Raw genomic sequence first — 20,076 nt, forward strand, 5'->3', positions numbered from 1 at the left:
CGGCAGAGCCGTCCAGCCTTGTACATCAGCGTCTGTCGAATACCAACGCGGCGCCGGTGTGGCGAAGGCCAGGAATTCGCCAGCGCACAGGCGCTCGCCTCGCCTCAGGGGCGTTCGAAGGAAACCAGGCCCTCATCCTTGACCCGGCGTATGGTGAGAGCGGTGCGCACCGTGTCGACATTCGGCGTCGAGGTCAGCTCCTCGATGACGAAGGTCTGGAAGGCGCCGAGGTCGCTTGCCACGCAGTGCAGCAGGAAATCGGATTCGCCCGAGACCATCCAGGCATCGCGCACGATCGGCCAGCCGCGCGTGCGCTCGGCGAAGGTGCGCAGTTCGGCATCGGCCTGGTGATGCAGGCCGACCAGGCAGAAGGCGACGACATCGAGGCCGAGCGCCGGGGCATTGAGCAGCGCGCGGTAGCCGCGGATGATGCCGGCCTCCTCCAGCCGCTTGACCCGGCGCAGGCAGGGCGGGGCCGAAATGCCGACACGGTTCGACAGCTCGACATTGGTCATGCGCCCATCCGCCTGCAGCTCGCGCAGGATCTTCCAGTCGATGGCGTCGAGGTCGGCTTTCAGCGGCATGGCGGTCTCAGCTCGGCGCAAGAATCTTTCGCGATTTTGTAATTAAACGACTTTTGTGTCGGCGCCAGCCCTCATCAACGCGATTTTTGAATGGTAACGAAAGCGGCAATGGCGCGAATAAGCGCTTTGGGCCGAAGCTTTCCGGGGACGACGGCCCGTTCGTCTTGCTGGCGTGGTTGGCAACCCTTACATTGAGCGCGAATTCCACGTCTTTTTCCAAGGCATCGTCCGCCCGCAGAGGTTTTAGATGACCACCAAGCACGCGCCCGTTCTCATCATCGGTTCCGGCCCCGCAGGCTATACGGCGGCGGTCTATGCCGCGCGCGCCATGCTGAAGCCGATGCTGGTCGCCGGCCTGCAGCAAGGCGGCCAGCTGATGATCACCACCGATGTCGAAAACTATCCCGGCTTCGCCGATCCCATCCAGGGACCGTGGCTGATGGAACAGATGCTGAAGCAGGCAGAGCATGTCGGCACCGACATCATCAACGACATCATCACCGAGGTAGACCTCAACGTGCGGCCGTTTCGCGCCAAGGGCGATTCCGGCACCACCTACACCGCCGACGCGCTGATCATCGCAACCGGCGCGCAGGCCAAGTGGCTGGGCATTCCGACCGAGCAGGATTTCATGGGCTTCGGTGTCTCGGCCTGCGCCACCTGTGACGGCTTCTTCTATCGCGGCAAGGATGTCGCGGTGGTCGGCGGCGGCAATTCGGCGGTGGAAGAGGCGCTCTATTTGTCGAACCTCGCCAAGAGCGTCACGGTCATCCATCGGCGCAGCGACTTCCGCGCCGAGCGCATCCTGCGCGAGCGGCTGCTGCAGAAGGACAATGTCCGCGTCATCTGGGACACGGTGGTCGACGAGATCACCGGCCGCCCCGGCAAGGCGCCGCTGCCACCGTCAGTCGAAGGGCTGAAGCTCAAGCATGCGGTGACCGGTGCCGAAACCCACCTCAAGGTCGACGGTGTGTTCGTGGCGATCGGCCATGCGCCGGCGGTCGAGCTGTTTGTCGGCAAGCTGAAGCAGAAGCCGAACGGTTACTTGTGGACGGCGCCGAATTCGACCCGCACCGACGTGCCCGGCGTGTTCGCGGCCGGCGACGTGACCGACGATGTCTACCGCCAGGCGGTGACGGCGGCGGGGCTCGGCTGCATGGCGGCACTCGAAGCGGAAAAGTATCTCGCCGGCATCGAGGTGCACCGCGAAGCAGCCGAATAACGGCCGCTTTAAACTGTTAAAAAAACGGCTTAGAAACGCCGTGTAAAAGCCTGATTTTTCATTCAGACGCCAAACAGAACGAGGGGAATCATGGCGTTGGACTGGGACAAGCTACGCGTGTTTCACGCTGCGGCGGAAGCGGGGTCGTTTACGCACGCGGCCGAGACATTGCACCTGTCGCAATCGGCGATCTCGCGGCAGGTCAGTGCGCTCGAGCACGATGTCGGCGTGCCGCTGTTCAACCGCCATGCGCGCGGCCTGGTGTTGACCGAACAAGGCGAGATGCTGTTTCGCACGGCGCATGACGTGCTGATGAAGCTCGAGACCATCAAGTCGCGCCTGACCGAGACCAAGGACCGGCCCTCCGGCGTGCTTCGCGTCACGACAACGGTTGGCCTCGGCGCCGGCTGGCTGACCGAACGGGTGCAGGAGTTCATCGAGCTTTATCCGGAAGTCAGCCTGCAGCTGATCCTCGCCAATGAGGAGCTCGACCTCACCATGCGCCAGGCCGATTGCGCCATCCGGCTGCGCCAGCCCCAGCAGCCGGACCTGATCCAGCGCCGCCTGTTCACCGTGCATTTCCACCTCTATGCGGCACCCTCCTATGTCGCCAAGCATGGCAAGCCAGCCTCGGTCGCGGAGCTCAGAAACCATCGCATCGTCACCTTCGGCCTGCCGGTGCCGTCGCATCTGTCGGAGTTGAACTGGCTGGAGACGGTCGGCGATTTCGAGGGCGGCCAACGTGTGCCGTCGCTGCAGATCAACGACATCTTGTCGATCAAGCGCGCCGTGCAGGGCGGCGCAGGCATCGCCATGCTGCCCGATTATGTGATCAACAAGGACTCCGGCTTGGTGCAGCTTTTGCCGGAAACCGAGGTGCCGTCTTTCGACACCTATTTCGCCTATCCCGACGCGATGAAGAACCAGGCCAAGCTGCACGTGTTCCGCGATTTCATTATCGCCAAAGCGCGCAGTTGGTCATTCTAGCCCTAGCGGACGATCGGCAGCACTGGTGATCTGTTCGCCCCGCCAGGGCGTCAGGCGCGGCAGCCAGCCGGGGACGTTGCGTCGATAGGTTTCATAGTCGGCGCCGTAGCGGCGGGCGAGCGTCGGCTCCTCGTAGAATTTGACGAAGGAGCTCATGACAACAGCGCCGATGACGGCATAGCCGACAAGCGTCCAGCTCGAGAACAGCAGCGCCTGGCCGAGGATGATCGACAGCACGGCGACATACATGGGGTTGCGGACATGGCGGTAGATGCCGCCGATCACGAGCTTCTCCGTCGGCGCGACCGGGGCCGGCGTGCCCAGCCCCTCGAGCGCGAAGCTGGCGAAAGCATGCAGCAGAACAGCAGCCGCGGCGACGATGAGGACGCCGCCGGCAGGAACAAAGCCCGGCATGGTGGACCACGGCAGGCGATAATGATCGCTGAGCAGCCAGGGAACCAGCCCGGCGACCACGCCGGGTGCCGCGATGAAGAAGGCCGTGCTGCCGGCGATCGCCGAAAACGTCCGCATTGGCTGCTTTCTCTCCGATTGCCTCAGAAATGGACGTCTGCTGCCTGCTTCGACATCATTGCGTAATTTTGGTGGTTTGGGGCGAAAACCGGTCGCGATTCACGCTTCTGTAGTGACGATTGCGTGGTTGAGCGCCCCATTTTTGACGATTCTGCTGGTCCTATTGGCTCGTGGAATGGGTTGGACCACAGCCTATGTCTTTTTGCATGCGTGTGTTGCAAAATAGATGCTTGTTTCTTGGGCATGTTGAGCACATATATAGATCATCTCCTGGGCGCGTTCTCCTCCCATTAGCGCCCTCGAGTGTTCCCCTCTGGAGGTTAGCCTTAACAGGCACTTCCAATCAAACTCAGCCGGATCTTCACTGATCCGGCTTTTTTGTTGCCCGGACCCTGCCGGGATGGCTGGGAATTCCACGAGAATTGCCGCGTAACAGTGTCATGTAACCTCTGGTAACATGACAACGATGCCTTCCGCTGCTATGAAGAGGCTAGGACGCGGTGTGGTTCGGACGGGAGATGGGGGCATCACTCGTACGGCCCGGGCTCAGGCGGCTACCGCGTCCGAACCCTTTTCCGCCGAAAGCGGCGACTGTACATGCGGCGGGCCTGCCGTTTCCCCTCCCGAGAAAACGGTCCGCAAACAAAACGACGTCCGGCTCCCCGGGCGTCGTTTTTGGTATTTATCCCCTCGAACAAGGGTTCGAGGGGATGGTGTGTCGAAATCAGGATCAGGCGGCCTTGCCGTTGGTATTCATCGCTTCGTCGGCGAGACGGCCGGTGAGTTCGGCCATATGGTCGAAGACGGCGCGATAGCTGGCGACGCCCGCGGTCGCCGAGCGCAGTTCGATGATCAGGTCGCCGATCTCGGCCTGCGGCATTGTCGCCTCGACGACGTCCCATCCCGGCCATCCCGGCCGCGCGTCATAGCCGAGGATCTGGCCGCGCCGCTGCGGGATCAGCGCGATGATCTTCGACGTCGCGTCGGACGGCGTGACGATCTCGACCTTCATCACCGGCTCGAGCAGCACCGGCGAGCAGGCGGCCATGCCTTCCTTCATCGCGAGCTTCGCTGCCATCTGGAAGGCCATGTCGGAGGAATCCACCGCATGGTAGGAGCCGTCCGACAGGTTGACGGCGACGTCGACGACGGGGAAGCCGAGCGGGCCGTTCTTCAAGTAGTCGCGTATGCCTGTCTCCACCGACTGGATGTAGGTCTTCGGCACGACGCCGCCGGTGATGGTGTCGGTGAACTGGAAGCCTGAGCCGCGCGGCAGCGGCTTGATCTCGATCACCACATCGCCGAACTGGCCATGGCCGCCCGACTGCTTCTTGTGGCGGCCGCGCTGCTGCGCCGATTTGCGGATCGTCTCGCGGTAGGGCACCGCGGGCGCGTGGCCTTCGACGGGGATCTGGTTCTTGCCCTCCAGCCGCTCGCGCACGACGCGCAGATGCATTTCGCCATGGCCCGACAGCACCGTCTCGGCCGAGTCCTGGTTGTGGCGCAGGCTGAGCGAGGGATCTTCCTCGGCCAGCCGCTGGATGGCGGCCGACATCTTGACCTCGTCCTTGCGTTCCTTCGGCCGCAGCGCGAAGGCGAAGACCGGCTGCGGCGGCTCGAACGTGAACAGCTGTTTGGTGCCGCCCTTGGCCGAGGTCAGCGTCTGGCCGGTCTTGACCTCGTCCAGCTTGCCCAGCGCCACCGTGTCGCCGGCCTTGGCGGCGGTGAGCTTGAACTGATCCTTGCCGAGCATCTTGTAGATGCCGGAAACCTTGGCGGTGTCGCCGCCGGGCAGCCACAGCTCGGAGCCGTCGGCGACCTGGCCGGACAGGATGCGCGACACCGACAGCTTGCCGCCATGCGGCGTGTGGATGGTCTTCATCACCTGGACCACGGTGGCCCCGCCGTCCGAGGCACCAAGCCGCTTGCGGGTCGCCTCGATGTCGGGTGCGTCGTGGCGGATCGCCTTCAAGAGGCGCAGCACCCCATTGCCCTTTTCGGCGGTGCCGATCAGCACCGGCGTCACCACGCCTTCGCGCAGGTCGGCGGCGAGGTCGTCGAAGATCGCGTCCTTCGGCGGTTCGATCTCCTCGAGCAACTGTTCCATCAGCTGGTCGTCGTGGTCGGCCAGGGTCTCGAGCATGGAGAAGCGCGCCTCCAATTCGCGCGCCTTGTCGTCGCCCGGTATCTGAGCCACCTCGCTTTCGGCATATTCGCGGTAGATGTAGGCGCGTTCCAGCGCCAGATCGATCGAGCCGATGACGACGCCGTCCTTGCGCAGCGGAATCTGGCGCAGCAACAGCGGCACCGAGCTTGCCGGCTGCAGCATCTTCAGCGTGTCGCGTACGCCTGAAATCGCCTTGTCGACCTTGTTGAGGAACAGGATCCGCGGCACGCCGAGATCGTCGAGCTTGCGGATGATGAGCTGCAGGGCAGGGATCTTCTTTTCGTCGGCCTCGGCAACGACCACCGCGAGGTCGCAGGCGGCCAGCACCGGCTCGGCCTCGAAGGAGAATTCGATCGAGCCGGGACAATCGACGAAGGTGATCTGCTCGCCCATGAATTCGGTGGTGGCGATCGTCGCCTCGACGCTCATGGCGTGGGCGCGCGCCTCCGGCGAATGATCCGAGACGGTGCTGCCTGATGAAACGGGATTTTGTCGGGGGATGGCGCCCGTGCGGGCCAATATAGCTTCGAGAAGTGTCGTCTTACCGCTTGCAAAGGGACCGACTATGGCAATGCATTTCGGTCCCGTGCGTCGTCCTCCGGCGCGAGTACCCATGGCTGACCTCCACTCAGGCGTTTCCCTAGGGACCGACTGCTTGCATGGTTCAGGCGTGGTCAGTCGGTCCTGAGCGGCGGCCGGCCTGTTCGACCGTCGCGGGCGGGGTTCTTTTCCTGTTGCCACCTGCCCTGAAGCATCGTCCCACTTGTTTGCCGGCAGGGCAAGGAAAATAGAAATCCGCTGCCGTGTGGTGGTCTCAGGCGCTCAGCGCCAGGGGTTCGGCATCGATGGCGCGAAAGGGCGCGTTGTCGCGCGGCGCCGGCCTGCCAAAGAAGTAGCCCTGGAAACGGTTGCAGCCGGCGGCCTTGGCCAGCGCGAACTCTTCCTGCGTCTCCACGCCTTCCGCCACGATGGTGAAAGGTTCATGGTTAAGGAGAGAAAACCGCTTCTTCCGCCAGGCAGCCGAAACAGCCGGTTGCGCCTCGGGCGATATCGGCCGACAATGCGTTTGCCTCGACGAGCAGCGGCGTTTGCGGCCGGTCGCTTCACCACCAGTTTCAGGATCAGACGATGAAGATCATTGCTTGCGGCAGCGTGTCGACCATCATAGCGCCGGAAAAATACTTCACCGGCCGGGTTCTGCAGACGCCGATCATCGAGGCGGAGGCGCCGGCGCGACTGAGGGCGACACTGGTCAGCTTCGAACCGGGGGCGCGCACCCACTGGCACACACATCCGCTCGGTCAGACGCTCTACGTTACCTCGGGCGCCGGGCTTGCCCAGACATGGGGCGGGCCGGTCCAGGAGATCAGGGCAGGCGACGTGATCTGGTTCGCGCCCGACGAAAAGCACTGGCATGGCGCCGGGCCGAAGACGGCGATGACGCATATCGCCATGCAGGAAGCGCGCGACGGCGTCCATGCCGATTGGCTGGAAGCGGTTTCCGGCGAGCAATATGGCAGCTGAGTCCTGGCCATCCGCGGACGGCAGGCCTATTCGGGCCGCACCATCCTGAGGAACAGAGCGGAAAGGTTTGCAGCGAGCTCTGCACGTTTCATGTTGGGATGGACCATGCCGAAGAATCGCCTGCCGCTCGTCGCCGCCGTCTATCTCGGCACGTTTGTCGCTTTGCTCGACGTCAGCATCGTCAATGTCGCGCTGCCGACCATCCAGCAGGCGCTGCACACCGATTTCGGCGGCATGCAATGGGTGGTCGATGCCTACACGCTGTGCCTGTCGGCCTTCATGCTGTCGTCGGGGCTGATCGGCGACCGCTATGGCCGCAAGCGCTCATGGCTGGCCGGCGTCGGCATCTTCGTTGCCGGTTCGCTGATCTGTGCCGTCGCGCCCAATTTGCCGGCGCTGCTCGCCGGCCGGGTGGTGCAAGGCATCGCCGGCTCGCTGCTCATTCCAGGCGCGTTGTCGATCCTGACGCAGGCCTTCGCCGATCCGCGCCAGCGGGCCGGCGTCATCGGCGGCTGGGCCTCGTTCGCCGCGGTTTCTCTGGTCGTCGGCCCGGTGCTTGGCGGCATTCTGGTGCAGACGGTCGGCTGGCAGAGCATCTTCCTGATCAATTTGCCGCTCGGCCTTTTCACCATCGCGCTGGGCGCTGTGTCGATCGAGGAGACGGCGCATCCCGAACATGCCCATCTCGACCTTGTCGGCCTGGCGCTTTCGATCCTGTGGCTCGGCGCGCTGACCTTCGGCCTGATCTCGGCCGGCGAGAGCGGCTGGGGCGACGCCTGGACCATCACGGCCATCCTTGCCGGCGTAGTCGGCCTGGTGGTCTTCCTTGGCTTCGAGGCGCGCACGCCACGGCCCATGCTGCCGCTTGGCCTGTTCCGCGACGTGCGCTTTGCCGTCGCCAACGTCGCCTCGTTCGCGCTCGGCTTCACCTCCTACAGCTGCGTGTTCTTCTTCTCGATGTTCCTGCAACAGGTGCAGGGCTGGTCGCCGACGCAGACCGGCCTGCGCATGGCGCCGGCCTTTCTTATCCAGATCGTCGTGTCGCCCTGGATCGGCCGGCTGAGTGCCCGCTATGGGCATTCGCTCTTGATGACGGCGGGCTACGTGCTGATCGGGCTTTCGATGCTCGGCATGTGCTGGGCCGGGCCGTCGACGCCATACGCGCTGCTCTGCGCCCTGTTCATCATCAACGGTCTCGGCAACTCGCTGGCGATACCGACCGGCAGTGCCGCCGCCATGTCCTACGCGCCGCGCGAGCGCTCCGGCATGGTGTCGGCCGTCATCAACGCCACCCGCCAGGGCGGGCTGGCCATCGGCATCGCGCTGCTAGGCGCGCTGATGAGCATGCGGGCGACGAGCCTCTTGACCGGATATCTCGGTGACGCCGGTGTCGGCAATGCCGAAGCGGTGGCGCGTGCCGCCATATCACGGCATGATTTCGCGACCGACGCGGCAATCGGCGAGGATGGCGTGCATCGGCTGTTCGCCACCGCCTATGCCGGCGGCTTCCACGCCGCAATGCTGACGGCGGCGATCGCCGCGTTCCTCACCGCCGCTCTGCTGATCATGGTCCTGGCGCCGGCCGAGGCGCGTTCGGCCAGGCAAGCAAAGCAGCAGGCGTAAGGTGCCTGGCCGCCAACAACAACCCGGCGATGATGGCGCCGGGTTTCTTTTGTCGTCAGATCGATCCGATCAGGTCAGCGATGCCGTGAAGCGCTGGATGCGCGTGCAGGCTTCCTCCAGCAGTGCATCCGAGGTCGCATAGGAGATGCGGAAGTTGGGGCCGAGGCCGAAGGCCGAGCCGAACACCACCGCCACGCCTTCCGCCTCGAGCAGTTCCGAGCAGAAGGCCTCGTCGGTGTCGATCACCTTGCCGACCTTGGTCTTCTTGCCGATCAGCTGGGCGCAGGAAGGATAGACATAGAAGGCGCCTTCCGGCGACGGGCACGTGATGCCGCGCGCCTGGTTGAGCATCGAGACGACGAGGTCGCGCCGCCCTTGGAAGATCGCCTTGTTCCTGGCGATGAAGTCCTGCGGGCCGTTGAGCGCCTCGACGGAAGCCCATTGCGCGATGGTGCAGGCGCCCGAGGTCTGCTGGCCCTGGATCATGTCCATCGCCTTGATCAGTTGGACCGGACCGGCGGCATAGCCGATGCGCCAGCCAGTCATGGCATAGGCTTTCGACACGCCGTTCATGGTCAGCGTGCGCTCATAGAGCTTCGGCTCGACCTCGGCGATGGTCTTGAAGACGAAGTCGCCATAGGTCAGGTGCTCGTACATGTCGTCGGTCAGCGTCCAGACATGCGGATGCTTCAACAGCACGTCGGCCAGCGCGCGCAGTTCGGCTTGCGTGTAGGCCGCGCCCGACGGGTTGGACGGCGAGTTCATCAGCAGCCATTTGGTCTTCGGGGTGATCGCCTTTTCCAGCACTTCGGGCGTCAGCTTGAAACCATTCTCGATCGAGGTGTCGGCGAACACCGACGTGCCGCCGCAGATCGCCACCATTTCGGGGTAGCTGACCCAGTAGGGGCGGGGGATGATGACCTCGTCGCCGGGGTTCAATGTCGCCATGAAGGCGTTGAACAGGATCTGCTTGCCGCCGGTGCCGACAATGGTCTGCTCGGGCTTGTAGTCGAGATTGTTCTCGCGCTTGAATTTTTTTGCGATTGCCTCGCGCAGCGGCACGATGCCCGAAACCGGCGGGTACTTGGTCTCGCCACGGCGGATGGCTTCGATCGCCGCATTCTTGATGTTGTCGGGCGTGTCGAAATCCGGTTCGCCGGCGCCGAGGCCGATAATGTCACGGCCGGCATTTTTCAGCTCGCGCGCTTTCTGCGTCACCGCGATGGTGGCGGAAGGCTTTACGCGGGAAAGGGTGTCGGCAAGAAAGGCCATGACCAGATATCTCTCCTTGAGAAGATCGGCGCGGCCAGGAGCGGCCGCGGCGCTTCTCATGTCGCATGATTCCGCTCTGTGCAAGCTTTGTCGGCTGATCCAGACCTCAAGGAGCCGTGATTGCCACCTGTGAGCGGCAACAAAAAATTCATTAACGGGCGGTAAGGGCTTGAGTGGCAGGATCGCAATCCATTCCGCCATTTCGCGGAGCGAGGGACCCTTGTCACGCAGCGTCGGGCTTGCCCATATCATCCGTCATGATGACGGCACCTCGTCAGGTCTCTGGGGCATCTACACGCTGCAGAGCGCCTTCCAGCCGATCTTCGCCTTCAACCAGGGCAAGCTGTCGATTGCCGCCTTCGAAGGGCTGATCCGGCCGTTTCGCGACGGCGAGCCGCAATCGCCGATGGCCTTCTTCTCGACCTGTCCGGCCGCCGACCGCCTGCATGTCGAAGCGCTGACCAGGACGTTGCATCTGCTCAATGCCGGCGCCTGCCTGCCGCAGGAGGCGTCGATCTTCATCAATTTCGACCCGTCGGTGTTCACCGAGCGGTCGATTGCCGACAATGCCCTGCGCGAAATGCGGCTGGTGCTGCACGAGGCCGGCATCGATCCGGGCCGCGTCGTGTGCGAAGTGACCGAGCAGAGGTCGGCTTCGCAGGAGGTCCTGCACAGCTTCGTCGCGGCGTTGCGGGGCAACGGGTTTCGCATCGCCGTCGATGACTATGGCGCTGACGATTCCGATATCAACCGCATCAAGGAATTGCGGCCCGACATCGTCAAGTTCGACGCCACCTGGATCACGCAGCTGATGGAGTCCGGCGCCGGCTTCGCGCTGTTGACGACGATGGTCAAAAGCTTCGAGGAACAAGGCATCCGCACGGTGTTCGAGGGCATCGAGGAAAGGTGGCAGCTGGAACTCGCCGAGAAATCCGGCGCTTCCATGGTCCAGGGTTTCGTGCTTGCGCGGCCGGAACTGGCGCCGACGAGTTTCCGTGTTTTCGGAAAAACTCCGGACCCGGTTGCGGCCGCAAGCGATGCGTCCACCGCCGTCGCCCCACGTGCAGCGCGGCCGGCAAAAGCCTTCGGGCGCAGGGTCGCGCCATGAGGATCGAGCGGCGGCGCAATGTCGGCAAGGCGATCTTCGTCGACGAGATAGGCATCGAATACGGCGTCCACGGCGAGTTCCGCCTGCGCAGTGCCTACCAGCCGATCTTCGCGCCGCTTGGGCGATCGCTGCACGCGGTGGCGGTCGAGGGCCTGATCGAGCCGCACCGCGCCGGCAGGGCAGGGTCGGCGCGGGCGTTCTTCGAAAGCGTTGCCCCGGCGGACCGGCTGTTTGTCGAGACCATGTGCCGGGTGCTGCATCTCAGGAACTTCCACAATATCGGCGTCGACGGGCTCGATCTGTTCTTCAACTACAATCCGATGGTCAACGACCATTCCGGGCGGGCGCTGGCCGAGATCCGGCTGATGAGCCGGCATCTGGGCGAGCTCGGCCTCGCCCCTAGCATGCTGGTCTGCGAGATCACCGAACAGGCGGCGGACGACGCGCTTCTGGCGCGGCTGGTGCGGGAGATGCGGCGCGACGGCATCCGCATCGCCATCGACGATTTCGGCACCGGCCATTCGACCGAGGAGCGGGTGAGCCTGCTTCAGCCCGACATCGTCAAGATCGATGGCGGCTGGTTCGCGCAGTTCTGCCGCCATGCCGCCGCCGAACGCTTCTTCCGCCCGCTGGTCTCCAGCCTGCATGACCGTGGCGCCAGGGTGCTGGTCGAAGGCATCGAGCAGCCCGTCCACCTGCGCGTCGCGCTCGACGGCGGCGTCGACCTGCTGCAGGGTTATCTCCTCGCCCGTCCGGCGCTGGCCGGCACCATCTTCAACGAAGAGCCGCTATCAGTCGATGCTCTGCTGGGCAGGGAGAACAATGTCGTGCCGCTGTTCGGCTAAGCGACTTCGGCGACTGGCGAAAGCGGTGTCACAGCGCCCTTCTCCCCGCTCTACGGGGAGAAGATGGCGGCAGCCAGATGAGGGGCGGCGCCAGCCTTCGTTGTTATCGGCTGTATGATCATTCCTCTTGAAACGTCAGCGCCGCCCCTCATCGCCCTGCCGGGCACTTCTCCCCGTAAACGGGGAGAAGGATGCTCTCATCAGCGCCGCTGATGGTCGCGCCAAAACAAATCATTGGTTGAAGGCACGGCGGCTGCGATAATCGCCTGGTCAAGGCAGATCCGGGAACCGTCCATGATACTCTACAGCATGATCGACAGCGGCAATTGCTACAAGCCGCGCCTGCTGATGGCCAAGCTTGGCCTGGCCTTCACCACGATCGAGGTGAGTTCGCATACTGGCGACACGCGAAAAGCCGATTTCGTCGCCAAGAACCCGAACGCCATGGTGCCGCTGCTCGAACTCGACGACGGCCGCCGGCTGGCCGAATCCAACGCCATCCTGCTCTATCTCGGCGAAGGCACGCGCTTCCTGCCGGCGGACAAGTATGAGCGTGGGCTCGCCTATCAATGGCTGTTCTTCGAGCAATACAGCCACGAGCCCTATATCGCCGTGCGCAAGGCGCTGCTGACCTTCCCCGAACGCGCCAGGGATGCGACGCCCGAGCGGTTGGCGATGACGCTGGAGCGCGGCCACAAGGCGCTCGGCGTGATGAATAGATATCTGGAGAACAACGCTTTCTTCGCCGGAAACGCCTTCAGCGTCGCCGACATCGCGCTCTACGCCTACACGCACACGGCCGAGCAGGGCGGATTCCAGCTCGACGCCTATCCGGCTGTCATGGCCTGGCTTGGCCGTGTCGAGGCGGATCCGGGGCACGTGCCGATCGAGTGGGTTGGGTATTAGAGCGTCCTTCTCCCCGTTTACGGGGAGAAGTGCCCGGCAGGGCGATGAGGGGCAGCGCTGACGTTCCAAAAACTGCCTCTCGCCGACCCAAGCGCATTTATGAAGGACCGCTGGCGCCGCCCCTCATCTGGCTGCCGCCATCTTCTCCCCGTAAACGGGGAGAAGGACGCTCGCTGAACCCCAGACAAACAAAAAAGGCGGGATAAATCCCGCCTTCCCATGCTTGGTAGCCTGATCGGGAGCGTCCGGTCCGGGCTGGCAGCTATCTGCTGTTCCAGCTTGTCGGGTCTTTCCGCTCCGGGCGCGCTTCTCGCGCGACCGTCAGTACATCCGTGACTTGCCGCGCGCCCCGGGCTCTCGCCCGGCGCGCGCCATTCGCAAAATCAGGCTGCCTTGCTCAGAGATCCAGCGGACGACTTGCCAGTGCGGCGGTCCTGCTCGATCTCGAAGTTGATCTTCTGGCCTTCGACCAGGGTCGACAGTCCAGCGCGCTCGACAGCGGAGATGTGGACGAAAACGTCCGCGCCGCCCGCGTCAGGCTGGATGAAGCCGAAGCCCTTGGTGGCGTTGAACCACTTGACCGTTCCAGTTGCCATAAAAATAGTCCTTGCATTTGCTTTGGTTTGACCGGACCGAAGTCCAGCCGGTGTGCATCGAGATTTTGGAGATAGACGTCAGCAAACGCGAAGATCGCGAGGCCCGGATCGATCGGCCGAAATATCAATGGGGCTGATATAGGCTGCTTTCGTTCCAAAAACAAGACTGCGTGAGAAAGCCGTGATTGAGAACTGCCCAACCGCCGCCCCAATCTGGTGAAACCGTCGTGGCAGATCGCGCTGTCCGTGGGCGGCGGATCAGGGGAGGAGACCATGAAAACCATAGTGCTTGCCGCCTGTCTGACGCTGGTGGCCGCCGAGGCGCAGGCCATCTCGCGCTATGACCCGACGCATATGAGCTGCGGCAAGGTGCAGTCGACGATCGCCAGGCAAGGCGCGGTCATCCTGCGCTATCAGTCGAAGCGGGTGCCGGGGCTGCCGCTCTATGACCGCTATGTGCAGAGCCAGCAATTCTGCACAATGGGCGAGGTGAGGACGCGCGCCTATGTGCCGAGCGCTGACACCAAGTCCTGCCCGGTCTACAACTGCAAGCGGCCGGACAATGACCGGCATTTCCGCCGGCGATTTTTCCACAACAATTAGGGGCAGCGCCAATTAGGGGCAGCGTCCGCGCCGGCGGTTCAGAACCCGAAGGATACCTGCGCCGGTGGGGGCGGGCCGACGCGCACGCCTTCCATGGCCAGCATCTTTTCCTTGGTGACGGAGCCGCCCGGCGCCGAGAAGCCGCCAATCTTGCCGCCTGCCGCCAGGATGCGGTGGCAGGGGATCACCAGCGGCACGGGGTTGGCGCCAAGGGCGGCACCGGTTTCGCGCGGCAGGCCGGCATGGCCGGCGCGCTTGGCGAGTTCGCCATAAGTGGTTGTCTCGCCATAGCTGAGCTTGCGTGCCGCGTCGTAGATGGCCAGGCGGAAATCGTCGACGCCGTCGAGATCGACCGGGACATCGGAGAAATCGACGTCCTCGCCGGCGGCGTATGCCTTGATCGAGGCAATGAGCTCGACCACCCATGGCGGCTGGGCCGTCGAGGCGGAAACGCCGCCATGGCGCATCAGCCGCCGCTCCACTGATTCACGGCTGCGTTCGGGCAGGCAGAGCCGGATCAGGCCCTTTTTGCTCCAGGCGATGCCCATGAAACCGATCACTGTTTCTAACACTGCGTGGCCGGCTGTGATCGACGGTGTCGTTTCCATGATGCGCTCCTTTCCGCAAAACGGCGAAATCCGGGATTCCCGCCGGTACATATCAGGAACAATATGGCATCACCGCCCGCGTCTCGCCACCCGAAAACCACCAGATGGCCCCGATTGCTACCCTGGAATCGCTGGTGTAAGGGATTTCTTAACATCCCGACGAACCGGACCCGAGCACGGCTTGCCAGCAAAACAAACCCTTATCGCGATCGGCGTGATCGTGGCGGCAGCCGGCATGAGTGGCTGCACCTCGACTTCGCAGATGAAAGCCGCGCCGTCCCTGACCGAAACCGCGACCGTTGCCGGCAGCGATGCCGGCTTCACCATACCGCTGCCGGAGACGGTTTCCGTGCTGCCGCAATCCTCCGGTATCGCCCCCGTCCAGACCGCCGAATTGACGCCTGGCGCAGCGACCCCGCCGGCGCTTGATCCAGCCGCCCAGCCGGCCGCGGCGACCGCCGCCTTTGCCGGATCGACGCCGGCCGCACCTGCCGTAACCGCTGTCATGACCGCCAACGCCTGGCAGGCGCCGCCGCCGGCCAAGGCGGGCCAGCCCGTCAAGGCGGCTCAGACCTACACCACCGCCGGGCTCATCGTGCCGGCGGTCGCCGGCAGCGGCCAAAAACTGCCTGGGGTGCAGCAGGTTGCCTATGTCGTGCCGCAGAACCCGGCTTCCCTGGTGCAGTTTCCCTCCGCGCCGGTTGATCCGGCGCAGGAGGAGCATACGGGCGTGCGCGGCGACGTCGACCGGCTGATCGTCAAATACGCCGCGCTCTACCAGGTGCCGGTCGATCTGGTGCGCCATGTCGTCAACCGCGAGAGCACCTTCAATCCCAAGGCCTACAACAATGGCCATTGGGGGCTGATGCAGATCAAGCACGCGACGGCGCGTGGCATGGGCTATGACGGCCCGGCCAAGGGCCTGTTCGACGCCGAAACCAATCTGAAATACGCGGTGAAGTATCTGCGCGGCGCCTGGCTGGTGGCGGGCGGCAACGCCAAGAAGGCGGACTGGCTCTACCAGACCGGCTATTATTTCGACGCCAAGCGCAGGGGCCTGCTCGAGGCGACCGGCCTCGGTGTCGACCGCAGGCGGCGTCCGCAGCCCGACGCCTGAGCGCGATGCGTGAACCGCGCCCGCCGGCCCTCAACGACATCCGGCTGCGCAAGCTTCTCGACGAGACGCTCGTTGCACCGCACTGGCCGGATGGTTTTGCCATGCGTTGCTTCGAGCCAGGCGACGCGCCGCCTTTGCATGCACTGCTGAGCGAGGTGTTCGACGACGGCGCCGACGGCCCGTTCGACGAATGGTGGCCGCGCATATCGGCCGATCCCGAATTCGACCCGGCGCTGTGCTTCCTCGTCATCGACGCCAAGGGCCGGCTGGCGGCAGCGGCGCTGTGCTGGACAAGGGCTTTCGTCAAGGATCTCGCCGTTCATCCCGAGGCGCGCGGCAAGGGCATCGGCGAGGCGCTGATGTGGCAAGCCTTCGCCACCTTTCGCGGTCGCGGCGCGGCCCATGTCGACCTCAAGACCAACACGGTCGAGAATGCCGCCGCGGTGCGGCTCTACGAGCGGCTGGGGATGATGCCCGTAGCCTGGGAAGGCTAGGGTGCGTTGATGTTCAGGTGATGCCGGCCTGCGAGCGTCGAACCCCTTCACTTCCGATGCTCACCTCGTCAAGGACGCTCCGCTCCGGTTTTGGGAACCCAAAGCGTCGTTCCGCATTCAGGGACTGGGTGGGAATCTGACGAGCTGTTGACACGCGGAGGTTTCCGTTGCCGGCTCCAAAGGGAGACCCGCCACCGTGAAGCTTTTCCACGCATTTCTGGCGCTTGCGGTAGGTGTTGTGCTTTCGGCCGCTCCGGTGCATGCCGTCGACCTCTCGATCGTGTCGGGAGACACCGGCAACGGCATCAAGGTGCTTCGCGAGATACTCGACCGCTACGAGAAAGAGAGCGGCAACAAGGTTTCCATCGTCGTCCTGCCGCCGTCGACGACCGACCAGTTCGGCCTGTACAGACTGTGGCTTGCAGCCGGCAACAGCGATATCGACGTCTACCAGACCGACGTCATCTGGGCGCCGCAGCTCGCCAGCCAGCTCGTCGACCTGACCGCGGCGGCCAAGGATGTCGTCGGCGCCCATTTCCCGTCGATCATCCAGTCGCAGACCGTCAATGGCAAGCTCGTCGCCTTGTCGATCTTCACCGATGCGCCGGCGCTCTACTATCGCAAGGATCTCCTCGACAAATACGGCGCCAAGGTGCCGGGCACCTGGAAGGAGCTGGCCGACACAGCCAAGCTGGTCATGGACAAGGAACGCGCGGCCGGCAACAAGGACATCTGGGGCTTCGTCTTCCAGGGCAATGCCTATGAGGGGCTGACCTGCAACGCGCTCGAATGGGTGATGTCGAATGGCGGCGGCCAGATCATCGGGCCGGATGGCACCGTCTCCATCAATAACCCGCAAGCGGCGGCCGCGCTCGACATGGCCAAGGGGTGGGTTGGAACCATCTCGCCGCCCGGCGTGCTTGCCTATCAGGAAGAGGAATCGCGCGGCGTCTGGCAGACCGGCAACGCCGTGTTCATGCGAAACTGGCCGTATGCCTATGCGCTTGGCAACAGCGAAGCCTCGCCGATCAAGGGCAAGTTCGACGTGGCGCCTTTGCCGGCCGGCACAGGTGAGGGCGCCCGGCCGGTCGCGACGCTGGGTGGCTGGAACCTCGCGGTCTCCAAATATTCCAAGCACACCGACGCGGCGATCGAGCTGGCCAAATTCATCGCCTCGCCAGAAATGCAGAAATTCCGGACGCTCAAGACATCCAACCTGCCGACCATCCAGGCGCTCTACGACGATGCCGACATCGCCAGGCAACAGCCGATCGTGCCGCGTTGGAAACAGATATTCCTCAACGCGGTGCCGCGTCCCTCCGCCACCGTCAAGATCAAATACAACGAAGCATCGAGCCAGTTCTGGACGGCGGTGCATAACACCTTGTCCGGCGAAGGCAGCGCCGCCGACAATCTGGCCGACCTCGAAGCGAGACTGACCAAGCTGAAAGGCAAGGGCTGGTGAGCGTCACGCCTGTGAAGCGATCGCGACTGATGGCGCAGCGCGTGCGCTCGGCATGGCTGTTCGTGGCGCCGATGCTCCTGGTGCTTGCCGCCGTTGCCGGCTGGCCGCTCGCCCGCACCGTCTATTTCAGCTTCACCGACGCCTCGCTGGCGGATCTCGATGCCCGCCGGTTTGTCGGCTTCGACAATTATTTCTCGGTGCTGCGCCTGCCGAGCGGCCGGGTGATCCATGACGGGCTGCTGGTCGACCCGGTCTGGTGGCGCGCCGTCTGGAACACGGTGCGTTTCGCGGTGATTTCGGTGACCTGCGAGACGATCCTCGGCACGATCGTCGCCCTGGTGCTCAACGCCCAGTTCGCCGGCCGCGGCATCGTCAGGGCGGCGATCCTCATCCCGTGGGCGATCCCGACGATCGTTTCGGCCAAGATGTGGCAATGGATGCTCAACGACCAGTTCGGCATCATCAATGTCGTGCTGGTCAACCTTGGCCTGATCAGCGGCAAGATCGCCTGGACGGCCAGCGCCGACACGGCAATGGTGGCCGTCCTCATCGTCGACATCTGGAAGACGACACCGTTCATGGCGCTGCTGATCCTTGCGGCACTGCAGATGCTGCCGGGCGAGATAATCGAGGTCGCCAAGCTCGACGGCGCCAATCCGTGGCAGATCTTCTGGCGGGTGACCCTGCCGCTGATCCGCCCGGCGGTGCTGGTGGCCGTGATCTTCCGCGCGCTCGACGCGCTGCGCATCTTCGACCTGATCTACGTGCTGACGCCCAACAATGTGCACACCAAGTCGATGTCGGTGTTCGCCCGCGAGAACCTGTTCGAGTTCGACAAGTTCGCCTATGGCTCCGCCGCGTCGACCTTGCTTTTCCTGATCCTGGCCCTGCTTTCCATCGCCTATATCCGGATCGGCCGGATCAGCCTGGACGGAGGCCGCTGAGATGCGGATGCTGAAGCGAACGGCCTTCTACCTGCTGGTCGCGGTGATCGCCTTCGTCGCGGTGTTCCCGTTCTACTACGCCGTCGTCACCAGCCTGAAATCGGGAACCGAGCTGTTCCAGGCCGACCTCTGGCCGAAAACGCCAAGCCTCGCCAACTACCGCAACGTGCTGACCGAAGGCAGCTTCGTGCGCAACCTGGTGAATTCGCTGGTCGTCTCGAGCGCGGTCGTCCTGTTCTCGCTGCTGCTCGGCGTCACCGCCGCTTACGCGCTGGCGCGCATCCGCTTCCGCGGCCGCTCGGCGCTGCTGCTCGCCATCCTGTCGGTCTCGATGTTCCCGCAGGTGGCGGTGCTGGCCGGGCTGTTCGAACTGGTGCGCATGTTCGGTCTCTACAATTCGCTGTTCGCGCTGATCTTCTCCTACATGATCTTCACCTTGCCGTTCACCGTCTGGGTGCTCACCGCCTTCGTCCGCGACCTGCCGGTCGAGGTCGAGGAGGCGGCGATCCTGGACGGCGCCACGCCATGGATCATCATCACGCGGATCTTCCTGCCGCTGATGTGGCCGGCGCTGGCCACCACTGGGCTCCTGGCCTTTATCGGTGCTTGGAACGAGTTCCTGTTTGCCCTGACCTTCACCTCCAACAATGCGCAGCGGACCGTGCCGGTGGCGATCGCGCTGCTTTCCGGCAACTCGCAGTTCGAGATCCCCTGGGGCAACATCATGGCCGCATCGGTGATCGTCACCGTGCCGCTGGTGGTGCTGGTGCTGATCTTCCAGCGCAAGATCGTCTCCGGCCTCACCGCCGGCGGGGTCAAGGGGTGACACGGTTTCCCCGCGGCAGATCTGGAAAGGAACTGTCCACCAAGACGGCAGGCCGTGTCTTGCCTCCACTCCTTCGGTTGCTAAGGTCCGCCTGCGTGGGGCTTGTTGAAACAGGAGGAAACGCGATGCGGTTTCTGCTTTCCAGCCTTGCTACTCTGCTCCTTGCCGCTCCGCTGCTTGCCGTCCCGGCGCGGGCCGCCGCCGACTGCGCCAACGCGCAGGACCAGACGACCATGAATCAATGCGCCGGCAAGGATTTCGACGCGGCAGACAAGAAGCTCAACGACGCCTACAAGCAGATCGAGGGCCGGCTGAAGGACGATGCGGCATCGAAGAAGTTGCTGGTCGACGCGCAGCGCGGCTGGGTCGCCTTCCGCGACGCCGAATGCAAGTTCCGGGGTGGTCCGATCGACCAGGCGGGTACCGTCTATCCGATGGTCGTCGCCAATTGCCGGACGGCGCTCACCAACGATCGGCTGAAGGATTTCCAGACCTATCTCAACTGCCCTGAAGGCGAGTTGAACTGCCCGGTGCCGACGGCGCAGTAGCGTTCGTCCATCCCATCGGGAAGATATGCCCCTCCCGTCGCCGGGCGGCGTGCAAAAAATGTCGGGACCGATCGTCGCCAAACGTCCTTGGGTCGCAGAGCAACAG

Annotated in this window: 21 protein-coding genes; 14 read left to right on the forward strand and 7 right to left on the reverse strand. The window is 64.0% G+C overall.

Annotation, left to right across the window (positions count from 1 at the left end; all coding sequences use genetic code 11):
* Nucleotides 1–104: 104 nt before the first annotated feature.
* The gene (locus CK228_RS21275) at nt 105–584 is read right to left on the reverse strand and encodes an Lrp/AsnC family transcriptional regulator (protein WP_019860544.1); all 480 of its coding nucleotides are present in this window, start codon (nt 582–584) and stop codon (nt 105–107) included.
* Between the two features lie 247 nt (nt 585–831).
* Here CK228_RS21275 and trxB point away from each other — a divergent pair, with 247 nt between their 5' ends.
* Together trxB and CK228_RS21285 are read left to right on the forward strand one after the other, a co-directional pair.
* Entirely contained in the window at nt 832–1,806 is a 975-nt protein-coding gene (gene trxB, locus CK228_RS21280) for a thioredoxin-disulfide reductase (protein ID WP_032931359.1), read from the forward strand.
* Between the two features lie 90 nt (nt 1,807–1,896).
* A complete protein-coding gene (locus CK228_RS21285) occupies nt 1,897–2,793 on the forward strand; it encodes a LysR family transcriptional regulator (RefSeq protein WP_095773600.1) in 897 nt (298 codons plus the stop codon).
* On the opposite strand, the gene CK228_RS21290 is transcribed toward CK228_RS21285, so the two are convergent.
* The 3 genes from CK228_RS21290 to CK228_RS35825 all read right to left on the reverse strand — a co-directional run bounded on the left by CK228_RS21290 (nt 2,785) and on the right by CK228_RS35825 (nt 6,458).
* Complete coding sequence (locus CK228_RS21290; protein ID WP_095773601.1) at nt 2,785–3,324, reverse strand: isoprenylcysteine carboxylmethyltransferase family protein; 540 nt, start codon at nt 3,322–3,324, stop codon at nt 2,785–2,787. The two genes, CK228_RS21285 and CK228_RS21290, sit on opposite strands and share 9 nt — an antisense overlap.
* A 730-nt stretch (nt 3,325–4,054) precedes the next feature.
* Nucleotides 4,055–6,106, reverse strand: a complete 2,052-nt coding sequence (locus tag CK228_RS21295; protein ID WP_095773602.1) for an elongation factor G — start codon at nt 6,104–6,106, stop codon at nt 4,055–4,057.
* Nucleotides 6,107–6,305: 199 nt separating this feature from the next.
* On the reverse strand, nt 6,306–6,458 hold the full coding sequence (locus CK228_RS35825) for an EAL domain-containing protein (RefSeq protein ID WP_280951031.1): 153 nt from the start codon (nt 6,456–6,458) through the stop codon (nt 6,306–6,308).
* 161 nt (nt 6,459–6,619) lie between these two features.
* Here CK228_RS35825 and CK228_RS21305 point away from each other — a divergent pair, with 161 nt between their 5' ends.
* Entirely contained in the window at nt 6,620–7,015 is a 396-nt protein-coding gene (locus tag CK228_RS21305) for a cupin domain-containing protein (protein ID WP_095789115.1), read from the forward strand.
* Between the two features lie 105 nt (nt 7,016–7,120).
* Entirely contained in the window at nt 7,121–8,638 is a 1,518-nt protein-coding gene (locus tag CK228_RS21310; RefSeq protein WP_095789116.1) for an MFS transporter, read from the forward strand.
* Between the two features lie 69 nt (nt 8,639–8,707).
* On the opposite strand, the gene CK228_RS21315 is transcribed toward CK228_RS21310, so the two are convergent.
* The gene (locus CK228_RS21315; protein ID WP_095789209.1) at nt 8,708–9,910 is read right to left on the reverse strand and encodes a pyridoxal phosphate-dependent aminotransferase; all 1,203 of its coding nucleotides are present in this window, start codon (nt 9,908–9,910) and stop codon (nt 8,708–8,710) included.
* A 220-nt stretch (nt 9,911–10,130) separates the two neighbouring features.
* On the opposite strand from CK228_RS21315, the gene CK228_RS21320 reads away from it, so the two are divergent.
* The 3 genes from CK228_RS21320 to CK228_RS21330 all read left to right on the forward strand — a co-directional run bounded on the left by CK228_RS21320 (nt 10,131) and on the right by CK228_RS21330 (nt 12,769).
* Nucleotides 10,131–11,018: an EAL domain-containing protein gene (locus tag CK228_RS21320; protein ID WP_095789117.1), complete on the forward strand. Its 888-nt coding sequence runs from the start codon at nt 10,131–10,133 to the stop codon at nt 11,016–11,018.
* Nucleotides 11,015–11,863, forward strand: coding sequence for an EAL domain-containing protein (locus CK228_RS21325; protein WP_095773607.1), 849 nt, complete (start codon nt 11,015–11,017; stop codon nt 11,861–11,863). The genes CK228_RS21320 and CK228_RS21325 overlap by 4 nt, the downstream gene beginning before the upstream one ends.
* 294 nt (nt 11,864–12,157) lie before the next feature.
* The gene (locus CK228_RS21330; protein ID WP_095773608.1) at nt 12,158–12,769 is read left to right on the forward strand and encodes a glutathione S-transferase family protein; all 612 of its coding nucleotides are present in this window, start codon (nt 12,158–12,160) and stop codon (nt 12,767–12,769) included.
* Between the two features lie 383 nt (nt 12,770–13,152).
* Here the strand turns inward: CK228_RS21330 and CK228_RS21335 are convergent, their stop codons facing one another.
* Nucleotides 13,153–13,365 (reverse strand): cold-shock protein, encoded by a 213-nt coding sequence (locus CK228_RS21335; RefSeq protein ID WP_010910991.1) that lies wholly within the window; start codon nt 13,363–13,365, stop codon nt 13,153–13,155.
* Nucleotides 13,366–13,638: 273 nt separating this feature from the next.
* Here CK228_RS21335 and CK228_RS21340 point away from each other — a divergent pair, with 273 nt between their 5' ends.
* Nucleotides 13,639–13,968, forward strand: a complete 330-nt coding sequence (locus tag CK228_RS21340; RefSeq protein ID WP_064989843.1) for a hypothetical protein — start codon at nt 13,639–13,641, stop codon at nt 13,966–13,968.
* Between the two features lie 38 nt (nt 13,969–14,006).
* Here the strand turns inward: CK228_RS21340 and CK228_RS21345 are convergent, their stop codons facing one another.
* Entirely contained in the window at nt 14,007–14,576 is a 570-nt protein-coding gene (locus CK228_RS21345; protein ID WP_095789118.1) for a methylated-DNA--[protein]-cysteine S-methyltransferase, read from the reverse strand.
* A gap of 181 nt (nt 14,577–14,757) precedes the next feature.
* On the opposite strand from CK228_RS21345, the gene CK228_RS21350 reads away from it, so the two are divergent.
* The 6 genes from CK228_RS21350 to CK228_RS21375 all read left to right on the forward strand — a co-directional run bounded on the left by CK228_RS21350 (nt 14,758) and on the right by CK228_RS21375 (nt 19,970).
* Nucleotides 14,758–15,693, forward strand: coding sequence for a lytic transglycosylase domain-containing protein (locus CK228_RS21350; RefSeq protein ID WP_095789119.1), 936 nt, complete (start codon nt 14,758–14,760; stop codon nt 15,691–15,693).
* Between the two features lie 5 nt (nt 15,694–15,698).
* A complete protein-coding gene (locus tag CK228_RS21355; protein ID WP_095789120.1) occupies nt 15,699–16,187 on the forward strand; it encodes a GNAT family N-acetyltransferase in 489 nt (162 codons plus the stop codon).
* A 196-nt stretch (nt 16,188–16,383) separates the two neighbouring features.
* Nucleotides 16,384–17,652 (forward strand): ABC transporter substrate-binding protein, encoded by a 1,269-nt coding sequence (locus CK228_RS21360; protein ID WP_095789121.1) that lies wholly within the window; start codon nt 16,384–16,386, stop codon nt 17,650–17,652.
* Between the two features lie 29 nt (nt 17,653–17,681).
* On the forward strand, nt 17,682–18,596 hold the full coding sequence (locus CK228_RS21365; protein ID WP_095773613.1) for a sugar ABC transporter permease: 915 nt from the start codon (nt 17,682–17,684) through the stop codon (nt 18,594–18,596).
* 1 nt (nt 18,597) lies between these two features.
* Nucleotides 18,598–19,422: a carbohydrate ABC transporter permease gene (locus CK228_RS21370; RefSeq protein ID WP_095789122.1), complete on the forward strand. Its 825-nt coding sequence runs from the start codon at nt 18,598–18,600 to the stop codon at nt 19,420–19,422.
* 125 nt (nt 19,423–19,547) lie between these two features.
* The gene (locus CK228_RS21375; protein ID WP_095789123.1) at nt 19,548–19,970 is read left to right on the forward strand and encodes a lysozyme inhibitor LprI family protein; all 423 of its coding nucleotides are present in this window, start codon (nt 19,548–19,550) and stop codon (nt 19,968–19,970) included.
* Nucleotides 19,971–20,076: the final 106 nt, after the last annotated feature.

Source organism: Mesorhizobium sp. WSM4312 (assembly GCF_002294875.1).
Lineage (GTDB): Bacteria > Pseudomonadota > Alphaproteobacteria > Rhizobiales > Rhizobiaceae > Mesorhizobium.

Coding starts and splice junctions, on each gene's coding strand:
- CK228_RS21370 (WP_095789122.1), top strand. CDS start 18,598: ATGCGGATGCTGAAGCGAACGGCCTTCTACCTGCTGGTCGCGGTGATC.
- CK228_RS21295 (WP_095773602.1), bottom strand. CDS start 6,106: ATGGGTACTCGCGCCGGAGGACGACGCACGGGACCGAAATGCATTGCC.
- CK228_RS21345 (WP_095789118.1), bottom strand. CDS start 14,576: ATGGAAACGACACCGTCGATCACAGCCGGCCACGCAGTGTTAGAAACA.
- CK228_RS21330 (WP_095773608.1), top strand. CDS start 12,158: ATGATACTCTACAGCATGATCGACAGCGGCAATTGCTACAAGCCGCGC.
- CK228_RS21290 (WP_095773601.1), bottom strand. CDS start 3,324: ATGCGGACGTTTTCGGCGATCGCCGGCAGCACGGCCTTCTTCATCGCG.
- CK228_RS21365 (WP_095773613.1), top strand. CDS start 17,682: ATGGCGCAGCGCGTGCGCTCGGCATGGCTGTTCGTGGCGCCGATGCTC.
- CK228_RS21355 (WP_095789120.1), top strand. CDS start 15,699: ATGCGTGAACCGCGCCCGCCGGCCCTCAACGACATCCGGCTGCGCAAG.
- CK228_RS21325 (WP_095773607.1), top strand. CDS start 11,015: ATGAGGATCGAGCGGCGGCGCAATGTCGGCAAGGCGATCTTCGTCGAC.
- CK228_RS21340 (WP_064989843.1), top strand. CDS start 13,639: ATGAAAACCATAGTGCTTGCCGCCTGTCTGACGCTGGTGGCCGCCGAG.
- CK228_RS21335 (WP_010910991.1), bottom strand. CDS start 13,365: ATGGCAACTGGAACGGTCAAGTGGTTCAACGCCACCAAGGGCTTCGGC.
- trxB (WP_032931359.1), top strand. CDS start 832: ATGACCACCAAGCACGCGCCCGTTCTCATCATCGGTTCCGGCCCCGCA.
- CK228_RS21310 (WP_095789116.1), top strand. CDS start 7,121: ATGCCGAAGAATCGCCTGCCGCTCGTCGCCGCCGTCTATCTCGGCACG.
- CK228_RS21285 (WP_095773600.1), top strand. CDS start 1,897: ATGGCGTTGGACTGGGACAAGCTACGCGTGTTTCACGCTGCGGCGGAA.
- CK228_RS21375 (WP_095789123.1), top strand. CDS start 19,548: ATGCGGTTTCTGCTTTCCAGCCTTGCTACTCTGCTCCTTGCCGCTCCG.
- CK228_RS21315 (WP_095789209.1), bottom strand. CDS start 9,910: ATGGCCTTTCTTGCCGACACCCTTTCCCGCGTAAAGCCTTCCGCCACC.
- CK228_RS21275 (WP_019860544.1), bottom strand. CDS start 584: ATGCCGCTGAAAGCCGACCTCGACGCCATCGACTGGAAGATCCTGCGC.
- CK228_RS21305 (WP_095789115.1), top strand. CDS start 6,620: ATGAAGATCATTGCTTGCGGCAGCGTGTCGACCATCATAGCGCCGGAA.